This is a genomic window from Ferrovum sp. PN-J185, assembly GCF_001581925.1.
Taxonomy (GTDB): Bacteria; Pseudomonadota; Gammaproteobacteria; order Burkholderiales; family Ferrovaceae; genus PN-J185.
This window is the reverse complement of record NZ_LQZA01000002.1, coordinates 167,996-186,636: the sequence shown is the minus strand read 5'-3', so window position 1 is coordinate 186,636 and position 18,641 is coordinate 167,996. Positions and strand designations below refer to the sequence as shown.

At 40.3% G+C, this 18,641-nt stretch carries 15 protein-coding genes; 6 read left to right on the top strand and 9 right to left on the bottom strand.

What is annotated here, in order from left to right; translation table 11 throughout:
- Nucleotides 1-170 precede the first annotated feature (170 nt).
- From FV185_RS05575 to FV185_RS05560, 4 genes are all read left to right on the top strand, one after another.
- Nucleotides 171-392 carry an accessory factor UbiK family protein gene (locus FV185_RS05575; RefSeq protein WP_067494780.1) on the top strand — a complete coding sequence of 74 codons (222 nt, stop codon included), beginning with the start codon at nt 171-173 and terminating at the stop codon, nt 390-392.
- Between the two features lie 108 nt (nt 393-500).
- Complete coding sequence (locus FV185_RS05570; RefSeq protein ID WP_067494777.1) at nt 501-2,045, top strand: efflux transporter outer membrane subunit; 1,545 nt, start codon at nt 501-503, stop codon at nt 2,043-2,045.
- Nucleotides 2,046-2,049: 4 nt separating this feature from the next.
- Entirely contained in the window at nt 2,050-3,216 is a 1,167-nt protein-coding gene (locus FV185_RS05565) for an efflux RND transporter periplasmic adaptor subunit (protein ID WP_067494772.1), read from the top strand.
- 3 nt (nt 3,217-3,219) lie between these two features.
- Entirely contained in the window at nt 3,220-6,429 is a 3,210-nt protein-coding gene (locus FV185_RS05560; RefSeq protein WP_067494769.1) for an efflux RND transporter permease subunit, read from the top strand.
- A 4-nt stretch (nt 6,430-6,433) separates the two neighbouring features.
- Here FV185_RS05560 and FV185_RS05555 read toward each other — a convergent pair whose 3' ends face one another.
- The 7 genes from FV185_RS05555 to FV185_RS05525 are packed head-to-tail and all read right to left on the bottom strand — an operon-like array spanning nt 6,434 to nt 12,451.
- A complete protein-coding gene (locus FV185_RS05555; RefSeq protein ID WP_067494766.1) occupies nt 6,434-6,823 on the bottom strand; it encodes an SUF system Fe-S cluster assembly protein in 390 nt (129 codons plus the stop codon).
- Nucleotides 6,824-6,826: 3 nt separating this feature from the next.
- The gene (gene sufU / locus FV185_RS05550) at nt 6,827-7,270 is read right to left on the bottom strand and encodes a Fe-S cluster assembly sulfur transfer protein SufU (RefSeq protein WP_067494763.1); all 444 of its coding nucleotides are present in this window, start codon (nt 7,268-7,270) and stop codon (nt 6,827-6,829) included.
- Nucleotides 7,267-8,487, bottom strand: a complete 1,221-nt coding sequence (locus FV185_RS05545; protein WP_067494760.1) for a cysteine desulfurase — start codon at nt 8,485-8,487, stop codon at nt 7,267-7,269. Before FV185_RS05545 ends, sufU begins: the two co-directional genes overlap by 4 nt.
- Nucleotides 8,480-9,763, bottom strand: coding sequence for a Fe-S cluster assembly protein SufD (gene sufD, locus FV185_RS05540; protein ID WP_067494757.1), 1,284 nt, complete (start codon nt 9,761-9,763; stop codon nt 8,480-8,482). Before sufD ends, FV185_RS05545 begins: the two co-directional genes overlap by 8 nt.
- Nucleotide 9,764: 1 nt before the next feature.
- The gene (gene sufC, locus FV185_RS05535) at nt 9,765-10,532 is read right to left on the bottom strand and encodes a Fe-S cluster assembly ATPase SufC (RefSeq protein ID WP_067494754.1); all 768 of its coding nucleotides are present in this window, start codon (nt 10,530-10,532) and stop codon (nt 9,765-9,767) included.
- Between the two features lie 12 nt (nt 10,533-10,544).
- Nucleotides 10,545-11,993, bottom strand: a complete 1,449-nt coding sequence (gene sufB, locus FV185_RS05530) for a Fe-S cluster assembly protein SufB (RefSeq protein WP_067494751.1) — start codon at nt 11,991-11,993, stop codon at nt 10,545-10,547.
- The gene (locus FV185_RS05525) at nt 11,990-12,451 is read right to left on the bottom strand and encodes an SUF system Fe-S cluster assembly regulator (protein WP_067494748.1); all 462 of its coding nucleotides are present in this window, start codon (nt 12,449-12,451) and stop codon (nt 11,990-11,992) included. The genes sufB and FV185_RS05525 overlap by 4 nt, the downstream gene beginning before the upstream one ends.
- A 119-nt stretch (nt 12,452-12,570) precedes the next feature.
- Here FV185_RS05525 and gshA point away from each other — a divergent pair, with 119 nt between their 5' ends.
- The gene (gene gshA / locus FV185_RS05520) at nt 12,571-13,860 is read left to right on the top strand and encodes a glutamate--cysteine ligase (RefSeq protein ID WP_067494744.1); all 1,290 of its coding nucleotides are present in this window, start codon (nt 12,571-12,573) and stop codon (nt 13,858-13,860) included.
- 12 nt (nt 13,861-13,872) lie between these two features.
- Complete coding sequence (gene gshB, locus FV185_RS05515; RefSeq protein ID WP_067494741.1) at nt 13,873-14,805, top strand: glutathione synthase; 933 nt, start codon at nt 13,873-13,875, stop codon at nt 14,803-14,805.
- Here the strand turns inward: gshB and FV185_RS05510 are convergent.
- Nucleotides 14,802-15,812: a D-alanine--D-alanine ligase family protein gene (locus FV185_RS05510; RefSeq protein ID WP_067494738.1), complete on the bottom strand. Its 1,011-nt coding sequence runs from the start codon at nt 15,810-15,812 to the stop codon at nt 14,802-14,804. The genes gshB and FV185_RS05510 overlap by 4 nt on opposite strands.
- Before the next feature lie 6 nt (nt 15,813-15,818).
- A complete protein-coding gene (gene ppc, locus FV185_RS05505; protein WP_067494735.1) occupies nt 15,819-18,578 on the bottom strand; it encodes a phosphoenolpyruvate carboxylase in 2,760 nt (919 codons plus the stop codon).
- Between the last annotated feature and the right edge of the window lie 63 nt (nt 18,579-18,641).

Below are 18,641 nucleotides of genomic sequence, written 5' to 3'. Positions count from 1 at the left end.
TTTTTAAATTATTGTTACAACTGTTACGAAGTATAACCTATTTAAATATGCTTTTCACAAACAGACCCATTAGCTCCTAATTTGCTTAAAATAATCTTAAATAAACTGAAATTCTCCTTATTTAAGCTAATTCATATTAAAATTGTGCAACAAATTCAAGGAGTTTTCAGATGTTTAATAAAATTGCAATAGATGAAACCATTCATAAAATCTTATCGTTGGTTGAGAAGACACCAGTCAAAGACATCGAACAGAATCTTCGCCAAATATTAACTAATTTTTTTGCTAACAGCGGCTGGGTAACTCGTGAAGAATTTGAAATTCAGAAAGCTATTCTCTTAAAGACTCGCGAACGCTTAGAAGAGTTAGAGCAGAAAATTAATAATAAATAAAAAAACCCATAAAATTCATAGGTTAAACAAACAATGAAATATATAATTCATGTTCAACTGCTAAAATTTATTAGTTAATTAACCCTTATCCTGTGCTTCAGTGAATACATGCGCAAAAAAAATACAATTAAAAAAATATCGTTTCAAGGAGCACTGTATTTAACTGTGTGTTTATCAGGTTGCGCACTCGGTCCTGATTTTCAACAACCACAATTATCCAAGCAAGCAGGCTACGTAGAAAACCATAATAAACAACAACTTACCCCGTTAGGTAGTATTAACTTTAGTACACAAACATCCATACCCGCTGACTGGTGGAGCGTACTAGGATCGCCATCATTATCCACTTACGTGGAAATGGTGATCAATAACAATCCGTCAATGACTGTGGCTGAAACAAGCCTCAGACAGGCCAAACAAAATGTCATTGCTCAGCAAGGATTCTTTTTTCCTAGTATTGGTGCCGATTACGCGATTTCAAGAAATAAACTGGCAGGAAACTTAGGCGGAAATTCACCGGGTATACAAGGCAATGGTAATGTTATCTCCACATACCAAAATCCAAGTGGCCCAATATTTAACGGTCCAGCTTACTTTAATTTTCATACTGCTGAAGTAACATTAAACTACACCCCTGATTTTTTTGGTGCCAATAGGAGAGCGGTTGAGTCATTAGAAGCTCAAGAAAAAACCACTGCCTATCAACTTGAGGCCACATACATAACGCTGACTGCTAATGCTGTAGCTGCCGCCATCCAACAAGCTTCTTTAAAAGCCATCATTGAAGCTAATCAACGTATTATTAAAGACTATCAAACAATCGTTAATCTTACTCAACGGCAATTTGAGTTAGGGTACGCAAGTGCAATGGATGTGAATAGTCAATTCACTTTGTTAACTCAAGCACAACAACAAATCGTGCCATTCAAACAGCAACTTGAACAAACCAATGATTTAATTCATGTGCTGTCAGGACATTTTCCAAGTGAACAAATAAAGATGAACTTTGTGTTAGATGAATTTCATCTACCACATTCTCTACCCGTATCCTTACCTTCTAACCTTGTTAGACAACGACCAGATATTCTGGCAGCAGAAGAACAAATTCATTATGCTAACGCTCAAGTTGGCGTTCAACTTGCCAATCGTTTCCCCCAGTTTAATGTGACAGGCGCAATTGGTGGTGCAGCTGACGCCTTTAATCAGCTCTATCACAATGGGGCGGGATTTTTTAGTTTGATCGGCGATTTATCAGTCCCTATTTTTTCGGGTGGAACATTAAGCGCCCGTGAACAGGCTGCCAAAGAAGCCTTAGCTCAGTCTGTAGCACAATATAAACTTACTGTATTAAATGCTTTTCAAAACGTAGCAGACACCATGCACGCCATTCAGTCGGATGCGGATGCACTGAAAAACGCTGAAACACTACTTAATACTAATCAACAGTTATTATCGATGACAACCTCTCAAGAAAAACTAGGGTTCGTCAATCAACTGATCTTATTAAATGCCGATATCGCTTATCAACAAGCCAAAATTAACTATATTCAAATGCGTACCAATCAACTCGGTGATGCTGCAGCACTGTATGTAGCCCTTGGTGGTGGTTGGTGGGATAAAAAACCCTTAGATTCTCTAGCGAAAAAACCATAACTTTATGAAAAAAATTGCTATTACTATTGTTGTTCTGTTGTTGGTTGCTCTAACACGTTGGTTAGAACACAACAACAATGTTGTCACGCAAGTCGTTGCTGAACCACAAAGGAGTAACAAAGAACAAATTTTACTTACCGAGTCACAAAGCAAATTTGTTAAAGTTAAACCTGTCATAGATTATGACTTTCAAGCTAATAAAGAGGCTGTTGGCTCCATCGCTTTTAATGATCTGAAAACCATTCAAGTATTTCCTAACTACGCCGGAAAAATTCATCGTATTTTTGTCAAATTAGGTGATACGGTGAAAGTAGGTCAACCCCTTTATGCCATTGATAGTCCCGACTTATTACAAGCTGAATCAACTCTCATTGCTAGTGCTGCTACAAAGGAATTAAGTAGCAAAGCGTTAGTTCGAGCACAAGCATTATTTAAATTAAAAGCAATGGCTGAAAAAGACTATCAACAGGCCATTTCTGATCAACAAACAGCAGAAGGGGCGTACCAGAGCGCGATTAATAATCTAAAGATTTTTGGTAAGACGGATACTGAAATCCAACTGATGATAAAAAACAAGAAGGCTGATCCTGAGTTGATTGTACGTAGCCCTATTAACGGACAAGTGATTACTTTTAATAATCCAGCCCCTGGCGCCTACGTACAACCAGGTACGCCTCCAGCACCCATGGCAGTCTCAGACATAACCAGCAAATGGATGATTGCTAACGTCGCTGAAAGTGATATTTCAACCATCAAGTTAGGTCAGTCTGTTGATGTTAAAGTACCGTCTTTAAAGGATTTACATTTTAAAGGTGTGGTATCCAGTATTGGCGCACAAGTTGATATTAATACACATAGCGTTCTGGTTCGTTCGGATATTAGCGATGAATCCAATTCATTGATACCAGGGATGCTGTCTTATTTCACTATCACTACAGGTAACTTAAAAGGTTTCCCAGCCGTTCCATTCGAAAGTGTAGTGCGTCAAGGAGATGGGACGTTAACTGTATGGGTCACAGGAAATGGTCGTCTTTTTGAGAAAAGACAAGTAACCATTGGCCTGCAGCAGGGTGGTAATTATCAGATTCTATCGGGTTTACATAGCGGTGAAATGGTGGCAACGCAAGGCGCTGTTTTTGTCAGTCACGCCTATGACATGTCAACGGAGTAGTACATGTTAAAAAATCTCTTGGCGTTTTCACTCAGTAATCGTCCTATTGTTATTATTTTATTAGTTGGTTTTCTGTTTGTAGGGTTGGGAGCTTATTACAAACTCAATGTAGAAGCCTATCCCAACCCCGCACCAGTTATTCTTGAAATTACTGCGCAGTCCCCAGGGTTATCTGCTGAGGAGATGGAGCGCTATTACACTATACCCATGGAGACCGGGCTTGCTACTACACCAGGAGTTGAAGTTATTCGTTCGACTTCTTTTACCGGTTTATCTTTTATTAGAGTAACGTTTCACTATGGCGTTGATTACTATTTTGCTTATACGCAAGCAGCATTAAGCCTACAGCAAAATGTCTCATTACCTAATAATGTCACGCCACAAATTCAAGCTTCAAGCCTTGTTGGAGAAGTATATCGTTATGAATTAATGGGCCCCCCTCATTTTGGAATTACCAACTTAAGAACTGTACAAGACTGGGTAGTACAAAGACGACTTCTATCTGTACCAGGTGTTGTTCAAGTGAATACTTGGGGCGGAACTACAAAAGAATTTGAAGTTGAAGCTGATCCAGAAAAACTCGAACATTTTGGTATTACTATTCCACAACTACTCAGTGCCATTAATAATGCCAACATTAATGTAGGCGGTAGAACAATTAATTTTGGTCAGCAATCGGTCAATATAAGAGGCATAGGTCTCATCAATAGTGGCGGGGATTTAGACTTAACGAAAGGATTTAACGTCGAAGATATAAAACACATTGTTTTAAAACAAACCAATTCTTTCCCTATCACTGTTAATGATGTAGCTAAAGTCTATGTTGGCAATGTACCGCGGCTTGGCAGAGCAGGACGAGACTTAAATAATGATGTGGTTGCGGCCATTGTGGTTATGAATAGAACCATGCAAACCAATGAAGTGGTGGCAAGAATTAAAGAAGAAGTTAAAAAGATTAATCATGATGGTACGCTGCCTGCAGGGGTGCATTTGGTTCCTTTCTATGACAGAACCACTCTCGTTGCCGTCACCACACATACCGTTTTACATAACTTAATCTTTGGCTGTCTCCTGGTCTTTTTTATTCAATGGATTTTCTTAGGTGATTTGAGAAGTGCGATTATCGTCAGCGTCAACATTCCTGTGGCATTGTTTTTTAGTATTATCATATTAGTCATCACAGGGGAGTCTGCCAACCTATTGTCACTGGGCGCTGTGGATTTCGGTATTATTGTCGACTCCGCAGTCATATTAGTTGAAAATATTTTTAGAAATTTTCAGAAAGCCCCGGATGGCCGACGTGATCTCATTCAAGATCAGGAGCAAAGCGGTTTTCGTCAATTACTTATGAGTAAAGGGTGGACTAATCGTCTACGCATCATCTTCATCAGTACTATCCAAGTTGATCGCGCCATTCTTTTTTCTACTGCCATTACCGTGGCTGCCTTTATTCCGTTGTTTACTATGGAAGGGGTTGAAGGACAAATTTTCGGGCCCATGGCGCGTACTTATGGCTACGCTCTTGCTGGCGCGTTATTAGCTACTTTTACCATTACTCCGGTACTTGCTTCTTATTTATTACCTAAAGATGTGAAAGAAACAGAAACCATTCTTGTTGAAAAAATGCGTCATTTCTATAAGCCTATTCTCCAATGGGCTCTACAAAATGTTAACAAGACAGTAAGTATTGGTGTTGCGTTTTTAATTGTTTCCGTCATCATTTTTATACGTATTGGTTCAGAGTTCCTCCCCGCTCTTGAGGAGGGGAACTTATGGATAAGAGCAACCTTACCTCCCACTATTTCACTTGAATCAGGTATGCCTGTTGTGGATGCCATGAGAAAAATTATTATCAAACATCCAGAAGTAATTACCGTGGTTTCACAACATGGTAGACCAGATAATGGCAGTGATGCAGCGGGTTTTTATAATGCTGAATTTTTTGTGCCATTGAAGCCTTTTGATGAATGGAAATCAGGCTATACAAAAAATGATTTAATTAATGATTTACAAAAAGAATTTAATAGTCGCTTTCCTGGCGTTGAGCTGAATTTTTCACAATATATTCAAGATAATGTTGAAGAAGGTTTATCAGGTATTAAAGGTGCCAACTCCATCAAGATTTTAGGTCCAGACTTAGCCACACTGGAAAAACTAGCTGACCAAGTTCAATCGGAAATGGCTAAGATTAAAGGGGTGACTGACTTAGGTGTATTTCGTGTACTAGGACAACCTAATCTCAATATTAAAATTGATCGTATTAAAGCTGCTCGTTACGGCCTTAATACAGGAGACGTCAATACGGTTGTACAGGCAGCATTAGGTGGGACCCAGGCGACAACAGTCTACGAAGGAGACCGACAGTTTGCTTTAACAGTTAGATTGTCTCCTGACTATAGAAAAGATATCGATACCATCAGTCGTCTTAAGGTTGGCTATAGCGCCCCAAATGGCGCCATGGCTTATATTCCTTTAAAAGAACTAGCTGATATTTCACTTGATACAGGTGCGTCTTATATCTACCATGAGCGTAATCAGCGTTTTATTCCAGTAAAATTTAGCGTTAGAAACCGCGATTTGGGAAGCACTGTTGCAGAAGCGCAAGAAAAAATTGCCAACAGTATTGTTTTACCTGAGGGATATCATATTGTTTGGTCGGGTGAGTTTGAAGAATTACAAAAAGCCAAAAAACGTCTAGCTATCATACTCCCCATAGCCCTTGCTCTTATTCTTGTTCTTCTCTATACCTTATTTAATTCTCTCCGAGATAGCCTGTTGGCCTTAGCCGCTATTCCCTTTTCTATTGGGGGTGGCGTCATGGCTTTAGCTGTAACAGGATTACATTTTAGTATTTCCGCTGCGATTGGTTTTGTCTCTTTGTTCGGCGTCTCTGTAATGAATGGTATTTTAGTGATTACCTACTATAATCAACTTCGTTTTTCAGGTTTACCTCCTTTCGAAGCCATGTTCAATGCCGCTGATCAGCGCATGCGCCCTATGCTTATGACCGCATTGTCAGCCTGCATTGGGTTACTTCCTGCCGCCATTTCTACAGGTATCGGTAGTCAAGTACAACGCCCATTGGCAACTGTTGTGGTAGGAGGGATGTTGCTGGGACCCATTATGTTGTTAGTGGTTGCCCCAGCATTACAAATGATGTTTTTAGGAAAGGAAGAGCAAGACACCGCTCTTGAAAATGAAGATGAAATCTAAAGCGTTAGAGCATACCCAGGGTTAGCATAGCGGTTTCGCTCATTCTATCCCGGGTCCAAGGTGGCTCCCATACTAATTCCACTTTAGCACTATTTACACCTGGTACTTCCATGATACGTCTCTCAACTTCTCCTGGAAAGGTTTGTGCAACAGGACATCCAGGAGCAGTCAGTGTCATAGCAATGTCCACATGACCGGTTGAATGATCAATTGCAAGACCGTAAATTAATCCTAAGTCATAAATATTAACTGGAATCTCAGGATCATAAACAGTTTTTAATGCGTCGATGACAAGTCCCTCTAGTTCGTCCTCCCGCACTTCCTGACCTTGCTCCTGTGTTGCACCATCAGGTTGGGTGGTATGGTCTTTATTAAACCAATCTAATACAGACATGACTTACTCCGTCGTAACTGGTTGATTTGAATTATTGAGAGCAGCATGTAGCGTATGCCAGGAAAGTGATGCACATTTAACACGTGCAGGAAATTCACTCACTCCTGCTAAAACTGACAGTTTGCCAATATCAAATGAAGGTTGTTGCCCAGTAGTAACCATTTGATGAAACCCTTCAAATAGCTGTTCCGCCTCAGTCAGCGTTTTACCTTTTAAGACTTCAGTCATTAACGAAGCAGAGGCAGTAGAAATAGCACAACCTTGTCCTTCAAATTTAATATCAGTGATTCGGTCGTTATCAATGATTAAATATAAATCAAGACTATCGCCACATAAGGGATTAAATCCTTCTGCATGATGATTGGCGTTAATTAATTTACCAAAATTACGTGGGTGTCTATTGTGATCAAAAATAACTTCCTGATATAACTCTCTTAAATCACTCATTTTAAAAACATCTCCGTTACACGATGCAATGCGTTAAATAATGCATCAATATCCTGCTGTGTATTATAAAGTGCAAGTGAAGCACGGGCTGTAGCTGGAATCTTGAAATAATCCATAACAGGCATAGCGCAATGGTGTCCTGTACGAATAGCTACACCTTCACTATCTAAAATCGTACCAATGTCGTGCGGGTGTACCCCCTCCATCACGAAAGACAAGACGCTAACTTTTTCTTTTGCTTGGCCAACGATTTTTAATTGAGGAATAGATTTAGCTTGCTCAGTGGCATAGGCTAATAGTCGCCCTTCATGCTCTGCAATGTTTTTCAAACCCACAGACTGAACAAATTCTATAGCAGCGCCTAAACCAACAGCGCCTGCTATATGTGGTGTTCCTGCTTCAAACTTGTAAGGCAAATGGTTAAATGTGGATTTTTCAAAGGTCACTTTAAAAATCATATCGCCACCCGCTTGGTAAGGTGGCATGGCATTGAGTAATTGTTTTTTACCGTATAGGGCACCAATTCCTGTAGGGCCGTATAATTTATGTCCTGAGAACACAAAAAAATCACAATCTAATTCCACAACGTTAATTTCGTGGTGAAGAATAGATTGGGCACCATCTACTAAAACTAAAGCACCTACTTGATGAGCTTTTTCAATCATGTACTGAATAGGATTAACTGTACCTAACGCATTGGATACGTGGGTGATACCAAGCATTTTTGTTTTCGGTGTCAGTAACGCCTCGAACTGGGTTAAATTCAGTGTTCCTGTTTCATCTATAGGAATCACTTTAATCACGGCACCAGTTTGCTCAGCAATCAATTGCCATGGAACAATATTGGCGTGATGCTCCATCTGGCTTAATAGAATTTCATCACCTGCATGTAAATTTGCTCTACCCCAACTGCTGGCAACAAGATTAATAGCCTCGGTGGCACCACGTGTGAAAATAATTTCCTCACGATGCTGTGCCCCAATAAAATGCTGAATGGTATCGCGTGCTTTTTCAAACGCATCGGTAGCATCTTGACTCAACTTATGTACGCCACGATGAACATTGGCATTTAGCGCGTCATAATAATGTGATTCAGCATCAATCACCGACTGAGGTTTTTGTGTAGTTGCTGCATTGTCTAGGTAAACAAGTGGTTTACCTCTGACTGTACTTTTTAAAATAGGAAATTGTTCACGTATCTGTTCTACATTAAACATTTAATGACTCACGTAATAAGTTTGCGATGGTTTGTTTTAAATCTGTGTCGTTAATCTGACCAGCCACATCAATAACAAATCCCTCAATCAACATTTTTTTTGCTAACTCTTTATCGATCCCACGTGAACACAAATAAAACCACTGTTCTTCATTAATCTGACCAATTGTTGTGCCGTGAGCACACTTCACATCATCGGCGAAAATCTCTAGTTGTGGTTTGGTATCAACTTCAGCTTGATCTGACAAGATTAAGTTGTGATTTGCTTGTTGGCTCTCGGTATGCTGGGCATCTTGATCAACTACAATACGTCCGTTAAAAACTGCTCTGCCTGCTCCATCCAATACACCTTTGAATAACTCACTACTAGAACAGTCTGCTACTTGATGATGGATGAGTGTATGGAAATCTTGCAGTGATTTATGCGTGATGTGATACATACCATTGACAGTTGCGTGAGCGTGTTTACCCATTAATCTTGTGGATATATTATTTCTACCCCATTGCCCTGATAAAGCAAAATAAGAGCCATGAAAATAACTCTCGTGAGATTGATCAATGTCTGTATAGGAGAGATGAAATCCTTGGTTACCTTCTTGTTGTAACTTAACGTAATTTAAAGAAGCATTACTATCCAAAATATATTTATGTACTACGCTATTTAGATAAGACTCATCGGTAAGGCTAATATATTGCTCAACCACAGTCACTTTTGCGTTTTCACCCACAGTAATATGTTGAGCGGCGTAGTTTGCTGCCATTGCTTGTGTTGTCACATGTACCAGTAAAATGGGTTCTGCTAGTACACAGTCTTTCATCACATTAATAAAGATACCTTGATTGAGTAACGCCCCATTTAAAGCACTCAAACCGTCCGTATGATGCAGTTGAGCAAACTCTTTTTGTATCATCTCTTTTTCTGTCTCATTTATATGAGCCCAGTGTTTTAGAGTGATCTCGCCTGGTAACTGATTAATAATCGAATAGTCTTGATTGAACTGGCCATCCACCAAAACAATAAGATGTTTTGCTTGAGGCAACACTAAACGTTGACTCACCTGCTGCCAATCAATAGTAATTGTCTTATTAGTTGTTAATGCAAATAATAATTTTTGTAATGCAGCAGTAGACGTGTATTTCCAATCTTCCGCTTTAAGCGTTGGAAAGCGTAAAGTAGAAAAGGTCTCCCATGCTTGTTGTCTATATGATTTAACAGAATCAGAGTCTTGACTACTTAACTCCTGATACTGCTGTTGATAATGATTAATCACTTCCATATTACAAATTCACTGTAGATTGTTTTTCTGAAGGATCAATCCATGCGTACCCCTCTTTTTCCAACTGAAGAGCAAGCTCAGGTCCACCTGAGCGCACAATTTTTCCGCCTGCTAACACATGGACAAAATCAGGTTTAATATAATCAAGCAATCGCTGATAGTGAGTTACAAGAATCATTGAACGCTCAGGGCTTCTTAAACTATTGACCCCTTTAGCAACAATTTTTAAGGCATCAATATCAAGACCTGAATCCGTTTCATCTAAAATGGCTAAGGTAGGTTCTAATACTGCCATCTGTAAGATTTCATTTCTTTTCTTTTCTCCACCAGAAAAACCTTCGTTCACTGAACGGTATAACATGGCCTCATTCATTTCCATGAGTTTCACTTTTTCTTTAACCAAACTCAAAAAGTCCATGGCATCAAGTTCAGGCAGTCCCTGGTGTTTACGTTTTGCGTTAAGTGCTGCTTTCAACAAATAAATGTTACCTACACCAGGTATTTCTACTGGATATTGAAATGCTAAAAATAGCCCTTCTCGGGCACGCTCTTCTACATCCATGTCCAACAAATTTTTACCATGATAAAGAACTTGACCCGCTGTGACGTCAATATGCTCTCTACCTGCTAATACATTCGATAAGGTACTTTTACCCGAGCCATTTGGCCCCATAATGGCATGTACTTCGCCTGGGTTAATCGTTAAATCGATTCCCTTGAGAATACTTTTATCTGCTACTGTTGCCTGTAACCCTTTAATTTTTAACATATTATTCTCTCTTTAGCCAACGCTACCTTCTAAACTAACGCCTAGGAGTTTCTGCGCTTCAACGGCAAACTCCATAGGTAACTCTTTAAATACTTCCTTACAAAAACCATTCACTATCATGGATACGGCATCTTCCGCTGACAAACCTCTTTGTCTACAGAAAAATAATTGATCTTCACCTATGCGTGAGGTAGAGGCCTCGTGCTCAACTTGTGCTGAAGCATTTTTAACTTCAATATAAGGGAAGGTATTAGCAATACATCTGTCTCCCATTAACAGTGAATCGCATTGGGTGTAATTTCTGGCATTCACAGCACTTTTAGCGATACGCACTAAACCACGATATGACTGTTTACCAAAACCTGCAGAAATACCCTTTGAAACGATAGTACTTTTTGTGTTTTTACCAATATGAATCATTTTGGTACCGGTATCTGCTTGCTGACGATGATTAGTCAAGGCTACTGAATAGAATTCACCAACTGAATCATCACCGCGTAAAATTACGCTTGGGTATTTCCAAGTGATAGCAGACCCTGTTTCTACCTGAGTCCAAGAGATTTTTGATTTAGCACCGCGACAATCACCACGTTTTGTCACGAAATTATAAATTCCACCACGACCTTCTTTGTCGCCTGGATACCAGTTTTGTACCGTTGAGTATTTAATTGTCGCATTGTCTAGTGCCACCAATTCCACCACGGCTGCATGTAACTGGTTCTCATCGCGCATGGGTGCAGTACATCCTTCCAAATAACTGACGTAAGCGTCTTTATCTGCAATGATAAGAGTACGCTCAAACTGTCCTGTATTTTTAGCATTAATCCTAAAGTAAGTGGATAACTCCATCGGACAACGTACTCCTGGAGGGATATACACAAAAGATCCATCACTGAACACAGCAGAATTTAGTGCTGCATAGAAGTTATCTTGAACAGGGACAACACTACCTAAATATTGACGAATTAACTCTGGATGATGTTGGACTGCCTCAGAAAATGAACAAAATATAATGCCTTTTTCTGCGAGTTTATCTTTAAATGTTGTTGCCACAGATACACTATCAAAAACCGCATCCACAGCCACTCCAGCAAGCATCGCTCTTTCATGCAAAGGGATACCCAGTTTTTCATAGGTTTTGAGCAATTCTGGATCAACTTCATCTAGACTCTTGGGGCCTTCTTTTTGTGATTTGGGCGCAGAATAATAAATAATATCCTGATAATCAATGGGCGGATAATGCACATCTGCCCATTGAGGCGCTGTCATTTCTTGCCATTTACGAAAAGCATTCAAACGCCACTCTAATAAAAATTCGGGTTCATTCTTTTTCGCTGAAATAAGCCGTACTGTATCCTCTGATAATCCCTTTGGGATTTCATCAGACTCGACGGCAGTTTCAAAACCATGTTGATACTCTTGACTAATAATCTCTTCAAGTTGTGTTGTGCTGTTATTCATAATGTAACCTGCTCTGCTTTAGATGGACGCTTCATAACGATTGGTTGAGCGACTGGAACAGTCATTTCCGCAAGACTGACACTGGCTAATGCGTCATTGACTGCTTGACTAATACGTTGCCAATTGGCTTTAACTGAACACGATCTTTCTCGCTGACAATTACCCGGTTGATCAGAGGTGCCACAGTCTGTTAAACCTATTGGCCCCTCTAATGCACCAATAATATCTGCCATGGTAATATCTATTGGTGTTTTGGCTAATACATAGCCCCCTTTAATACCTCGATGAGACTCTAGTAGCCCTGATCGAGTGAGCATTTTTAATACCTTGGTGGCTGTTGGGACATTAATACCAATAGCTTGAGCGATATCTTGGGCTGAATGAAGACGTTTGGGTTCTCTAGCGAGATATGTCATCATTAACGTCCCATAATCGGTGAGTTTCCCCATCTTGATCATTTGTAATATAGCCTTAGGTATAATAGTAAAAACACTTTCATTAAAGTGGACTATTATAGTACTATTTTGTTCCCCAGCGCACAATCTTCTGTCTCTGGGTTTTTTTAGAAAGGATTAGTATGGTTCCTCACTTATCGACAGCTTTAACTGGCCCATTGCAATCATTGGAATCTCATATTTTAGATTCCATGCCTACCATTGAGCATTGGTTTCGCCAACAGTGGCTTGAACATCCTGCCCCTTTGTATACGTCTGTTGATTTACGTAACTCGGGCTTTAAATTAGCCCCTGTGGATACCAACTTATTTCCGGCTGGTTTTAACAATCTCAGACCTGAGTTTTATCCTCTTTGTATTCAAGCGCTTATGACCGCTGTTGAAAAAATTTGTCCTGACACAAGACAATTTTTGTTTATTCCTGAAAACCATACTCGCAATACCTTTTACCTTGAGAATGTGGCAGTACTCAAAACCCTGCTACAAAGAGCAGGCTTTGCTGTGAGAATCGGCTCACTTCTACCAGACATTACAGAACCCACGCGTTTTGATCTCCCTTCTGGGGATCATTTGGTTCTTGAACCGATAGTTAAATCAGGAAAACGAGTTGGCTTAAAAGACTACGACCCTTGTGCAGTCATCTTAAATAACGATTTGTCTGCGGGTATCCCAGATATATTAAAAGGTATTAACCAACATATTGTTCCTCCTTTATTTGCAGGATGGTCAACACGCAAGAAATCTCTTCACTTTAGTGCTTTTAATGATGTGGCAAAAGAGTTTTCTGAACTCATTAATCTTGATCCTTGGGTAATTAATCCTTATTTTGATCACGCTAAAGAAATTGATTTTAACGATACCAATAGCCAAGAGGCTCTTGCTAACAAAGTGGAACAGTTATTAGCTAAAATTAAGGTCAAATACGCCGAATACGATATTAAAGACGATCCATTTGTCATTATCAAAGCAGATTCAGGTACTTACGGTATGGGTATTATGACCGTTAAGAGCCCAGATGATGTGATGAACCTTAATCGCAAACAACGCAATAAAATGTCCGTAATTAAAGAAGGGCAAGTGGTGAGGGAAGTGCTACTTCAAGAAGGAGTTTATACTTTTGAGAATGTAGATGGGGCTGTTGCTGAGCCTGTTGTTTACATGGTTGATCACTTTGTTGTGGGTGGCTTTTATCGTGTTCATACCGAACGTGGTATTGATGAGAACTTGAACGCACCTGGTGCTAAGTTTGTTCCATTAGCCTTTGAAACTGAGACTATCGCACCGGATCAATCACAAAACTTTGATGCCACACCGAATCGTTTTTATACCTATGGTGTAGTAGCTCGCCTTGCTATGCTTGCTGCAGCCAAAGAGCTTGAATATATGGAAAGAGAAGCGAATTCTCTCATTTAAAGGTAAGTAAATATGAAAATCGCTTTCATTATTGATCCTTTTAATTCTCTTAATCCTAAAAAAGACTCCTCATTAGAGCTAATCCGTGCAGCACAGTTACGCCATCATGAAACCGCAGTAATTGAGCAGCATAATCTGCAACTCTATAACCACCATGTGGAAGCATTTGGTCACCAAGTGTTTTATGATTCAGGAAAGGGATTTTATCTTGGTAACAATTTTAAACGTTTATTAACTGAGTTTGATGCGGTGATCATGCGCGTTGATCCGCCACTTAGCATGAATTATATAGTAACCACTTACTTACTTGAAAAAGCTGAGAAAGAGGGCGTTTTAATATTAAATAAACCCAATAGCTTAAGAACCTATAACGAAAAATTCAGTACCACTTTGTTTCCTCAGTTTACCCCTCCGCTGATCGTCACCAGTTTGTCAGAGGAAATTAAGAGCTTTGTTATTGAGCATCAAGAAGTTATCTTAAAGCCACTTGATGCCATGGGTGGTAGTGGTATTTTTAAAGTGACCCCACGTGACCCGAATCTAAATGTCATTATAGAAACTCTTACTCATCATTCCACGCGTGCGATTATGGCGCAGCGTTTTATTCCAGCTATTAAAGAAGGTGACAAACGGGTATTAGTGATCAACGGCACACCAGCAGAGCATGCACTGGCTCGTATCCCTCAAAAAGGTGAAACGCGTGGTAATTTAGCTGCAGGAGGTCAGGGCATTGCTATGCCATTGACTAATAAAGAGAGAGAAATCGCCTTAACCCTATCACCCTTTCTAATTGATAACGGCTTATTTATCGTCGGGTTGGATGTAATCGGTGGCTTCCTCACTGAAATAAATGTCACGAGCCCCACCTGTATGAAGGAAATTCGCGATCAAACAGGTGAGGATATTGCCGAAAAAACTATTATTGAAATAGAACGCTCTATCTAACCGTTCTCCAGGGCGCTAAAACAGATAGACTCAATCAGTTCAGCAAAAGTCATTCCTGCTACCCGCGCAGACTGAGGAAGTAAACTCATGGCTGTTAATCCCGGTAGAGTATTGACCTCTAAGCACCACAACTGTCCTTGGGTATCTAATCTAAAATCACTGCGACTATATCCTGTTAATTTTAATGCCTGATGAATACTGAGAGATAAGTGTTGTACTTCTTCTGTCAGCTCTTGAGACAATTGAGCAGGAAACACTTCCTCTGCCCCTCCTGGCTGATACTTGGCTTCATAATCAAAGATTTCTCCGCGCTTTAAAATAATTTCTCCAACTGGAAGTGCGTTATTATTCAATACAGGGCACGTGAGTTCTCGACCGGGGACAAATGCTTCAATCATGACTTCATCATCATGCTGATAGGCTAAAGTGATGGCTTTTTCTAATTCAGAGGCTTCTCTTACAATAGACAATCCTACCGTAGATCCTTGTTTACTGGGTTTTACCACCACAGGCCAACCTAGTTGGCGCTCAACCTCTTCAGTACTAGAAGGAGCCATCAACCAATTAGGTGTTGGTAGGCCTGACTGACGTAATACCCTTTTGGCCATATCTTTATCCATAGCTAACGCACTACCCAGTACCGAGCTACCAGTAAAGGGGATACCCGTCATGGCTAATAACCCTTGCCAACGTCCATCTTCCCCAGAACCACCATGTAGCGCAATAAACCATAAATCAGCCTGCATCACTTGAGGTAATTGCAACCATTTAAATACTGCTTGTAGTTCATTACCAGAAATAGACGGTGGAGACAAAGAGACTGTTTTGTTAAACAATTGATTTTCTTGCTCAGAAGATAACAACCCCATAGCTGTATCAATGGCATTGACCTGATGTGAACGCTCTCTTAGGGCCTTAACCACCTGCGCGCCACTGGCAATGGATACATCTCTTTCACTACTGTCTCCACCAAAGAGAACATTAATTGTTAATTGTTGTTTATTCATTACGGTCTAACCACTATTTCTTAATCCGGCAGCAACGCCATTAATTGTTAAATGAATTGCTCGTTGAACAGCTTCAGTTGCTTCACCATGACGATAGCGTCTTAGTAAATCCACTTGTAAATGATTAAGTGGATCCAAGTAGGGACGCCTTTCACGAATACTTCTTGCGAGAGTAGGGTTAGCTGTTAAAAAATCTTTTTGATCAGTAATGGCTTTCAACGCCTCAGCAGTTAAATGAAATTCCGTCTCAATATTGGCGAAGATACGGCCACGTAACTCGTCGTCTTTCACTAATCCTGCATATCTCTTAGCGATAGTAAAATCTGTTTTAGCTAACACCATATCCATATTAGATAATAAAGTTTGCATAAAGGGCCAATGTTGATACATATATTGTAATTGTGCTAACCCGTCTGCATGTTGTTGCCTAAAAAGAGATACAGCACTACCAAAGCCATACCATCCGGGTAAGATCATACGTGATTGAGCCCAACTAAAGACCCAAGGGATAGCTCGCAAATCCTCAATACGTGCTGAGGACTTACGTGAGGCAGGGCGACTACCTATATTTAATTTTGAAATCTCACTTATGGGTGTGGCTTCCCTAAAAAATTGATCAAAATGTGGTGTCTCATATACTAATGAGCGGTATTGTTTAAATGAACTGACAGACAACTCTTCCATTACTTGATAAAAACGCTGCCATTCTTCGCCACTACCACTCTGATTAAGAAGCGTCGCTTCAAGAGTAGCCGCCACTAGGGTTTCCAAATTACGTCTACCAATGCCAGGATCGGAATATTTACTAGCAATGACTTCCCCTTGCTCTGTCAAACGAATTTGCGCATTAACGCTTCCCGCAGGCTGCGCCAGTATTCCATAGTAACTGGGTCCACCGCCCCGACCCACAGAACCGCCTCGGCCATGAAACAACCGTAGTTCTATTTGAAAATGCTGAAAGACGTCAACTAAGGTTTTCTCGGCTTTATATAATTCCCAGTTTGCCGTTAAAAAGCCGCCATCTTTATTGCTATCTGAATAACCCAACATCACTTCCTGCACATTACCGCGGCTCTTAAGCAAGTCTCGATATAAAGGAATTGAAAACACTTTCTTCATGATCTCGCCACAACCACGAAGATCGCCAATCGTTTCAAACAGTGGAATGATGTTTAAGTTAAGTTGTGGTGAAGTGCCAGGGATCAACAACCCCACTTCCTTGAGAAGAAGGGCTACTTCCAATAAATCACTGACACTATCGGTTTTTGAAATAATGTAATTGGTAACAGCACGCTCACCCAGTTCAAGTTGCATTTTTCTTGCAACGTCAAAAATAGCCATTTCCGAGCGGCATTCATCACTATACTGAATAAATGATGAGCGCAGTGGCCGAGGGTTATTGATTTCTGTAAGCAACAAACTAATACGTTGCTCCTCATTTAAAGCCAAATAATCCTCACATACACGAGCTTGTTGCACTATTTCAGCCACTGTTCTTGCGTGTATTTCAGAGTGCTGTCTTAAATCAAGTGATGCCAAATGAAAACCAAATATATCAACAGCGCGTTGTAAGTGTTTTAATCGACCATCTGCTAACGCCTCTGATCCGTGACTGACTAGAGAATGAGAAATGGTAGATAAGTCTTGTTTAAACTCATCGACACTTAAGTATGCATTCAAGCTATCAGCATGCGCTTCACTTGCTAGCTGTTGCAATACTTTTTGCGTGGCTAATAGACGTTGATAGACAGATGTTATGGCTCGTCGATAGGGTTCTTCTTTGCGTGCATCCTCTGTTTCTGGGACTAGTTCAGCGAGCCCCATGACCCCCTCACTGACAGTGACGAGGCGAGAAGACAGGGATAACTCACCACGTAACAAAATTATCTCTTGAAGATAAAAATCCATAGCCACATGACTATGACGGCGTAATGCATACTGGGTAACATCAGCGGTAACAAATGGATTACCATCGCGATCTCCACCAATCCAACTACCCATTTTAAGGGGTAATAATGGCTTCCCACCCAATTCGCGATAGGTGTCATCTTCTGCGATTAAGCGTTCAAGTTGCACACAAAAACGTGGAACTTCTTTTAAAAAGGTATATCGGTAATAAGACAGTCCGTTCTCGATTTCATCTCTTACTCTTAATTTAAAAGTTCTCAGCTCATTGGTTTGCCAAAGCGTTAATATGGCCCGTCTAATAGAGGCTTCATTGTCATCCAACTCTTCCGGTGTCATCGCGATTCGAGTGCGCTCACCCAAGCGCTTTGCAATCATCAAATGACAATCTAACACCGATTTCCTTTGTACTTCTGTAGGGTGAGCAGTTAACACAGGAGACACCAACGCTTTAGCAAAAAAATCAGCAAGCTCCGCTGTTTTTATGCGCGCTTTTTTTGCTCTCTCAAGAGCCAGTTGTATGCTCCCTTCTCTTGGTGGTGCGCCACGCTGTGAATAAATCATACGTCGACGATTATGATGGAGATCTTCAGCAATATTAGATAAGTGAGAGAAATAACTAAATGCTCTTACAACAGCAATCGTATCTTCAGCGGATAAGCCGTCTAAACTGTGTTCAAGTTTACGTAAATCAGTAGGGTTGTCATCACGTCGATATTGAATAGCGCTTTGACGTATGCCTTCAATGAGATTAAAAATGGCTTCGCCTTCTTGGCTTCTTAACGTATCACCAAGTATTCGTCCTAAAAACCGGATATCTTCCTTGAGCGGTAAATCCTTTTCAGAAGCATGATCATTCATAGCAAGAACTCCGGAATTTATGCAGCTTCATGCTACACTTTGATTTATTTAATTGTTGAAATA

Excerpts from the sequence above, each read along its gene's own strand:
- FV185_RS05575 (WP_067494780.1), top strand. The coding sequence starts at position 171 with ATGTTTAATAAAATTGCAATAGATGAAACCATTCATAAAATCTTATCG.
- FV185_RS05570 (WP_067494777.1), top strand. The coding sequence starts at position 501 with ATGCGCAAAAAAAATACAATTAAAAAAATATCGTTTCAAGGAGCACTG.
- FV185_RS05565 (WP_067494772.1), top strand. The coding sequence starts at position 2,050 with ATGAAAAAAATTGCTATTACTATTGTTGTTCTGTTGTTGGTTGCTCTA.
- FV185_RS05560 (WP_067494769.1), top strand. The coding sequence starts at position 3,220 with ATGTTAAAAAATCTCTTGGCGTTTTCACTCAGTAATCGTCCTATTGTT.
- FV185_RS05555 (WP_067494766.1), bottom strand. The coding sequence starts at position 6,823 with ATGTCTGTATTAGATTGGTTTAATAAAGACCATACCACCCAACCTGAT.
- sufU (WP_067494763.1), bottom strand. The coding sequence starts at position 7,270 with ATGAGTGATTTAAGAGAGTTATATCAGGAAGTTATTTTTGATCACAAT.
- FV185_RS05545 (WP_067494760.1), bottom strand. The coding sequence starts at position 8,487 with ATGTTTAATGTAGAACAGATACGTGAACAATTTCCTATTTTAAAAAGT.
- sufD (WP_067494757.1), bottom strand. The coding sequence starts at position 9,763 with ATGGAAGTGATTAATCATTATCAACAGCAGTATCAGGAGTTAAGTAGT.
- sufC (WP_067494754.1), bottom strand. The coding sequence starts at position 10,532 with ATGTTAAAAATTAAAGGGTTACAGGCAACAGTAGCAGATAAAAGTATT.
- sufB (WP_067494751.1), bottom strand. The coding sequence starts at position 11,993 with ATGAATAACAGCACAACACAACTTGAAGAGATTATTAGTCAAGAGTAT.
- FV185_RS05525 (WP_067494748.1), bottom strand. The coding sequence starts at position 12,451 with ATGATCAAGATGGGGAAACTCACCGATTATGGGACGTTAATGATGACA.
- gshA (WP_067494744.1), top strand. The coding sequence starts at position 12,571 with ATGGTTCCTCACTTATCGACAGCTTTAACTGGCCCATTGCAATCATTG.
- gshB (WP_067494741.1), top strand. The coding sequence starts at position 13,873 with ATGAAAATCGCTTTCATTATTGATCCTTTTAATTCTCTTAATCCTAAA.
- FV185_RS05510 (WP_067494738.1), bottom strand. The coding sequence starts at position 15,812 with ATGAATAAACAACAATTAACAATTAATGTTCTCTTTGGTGGAGACAGT.
- ppc (WP_067494735.1), bottom strand. The coding sequence starts at position 18,578 with ATGAATGATCATGCTTCTGAAAAGGATTTACCGCTCAAGGAAGATATC.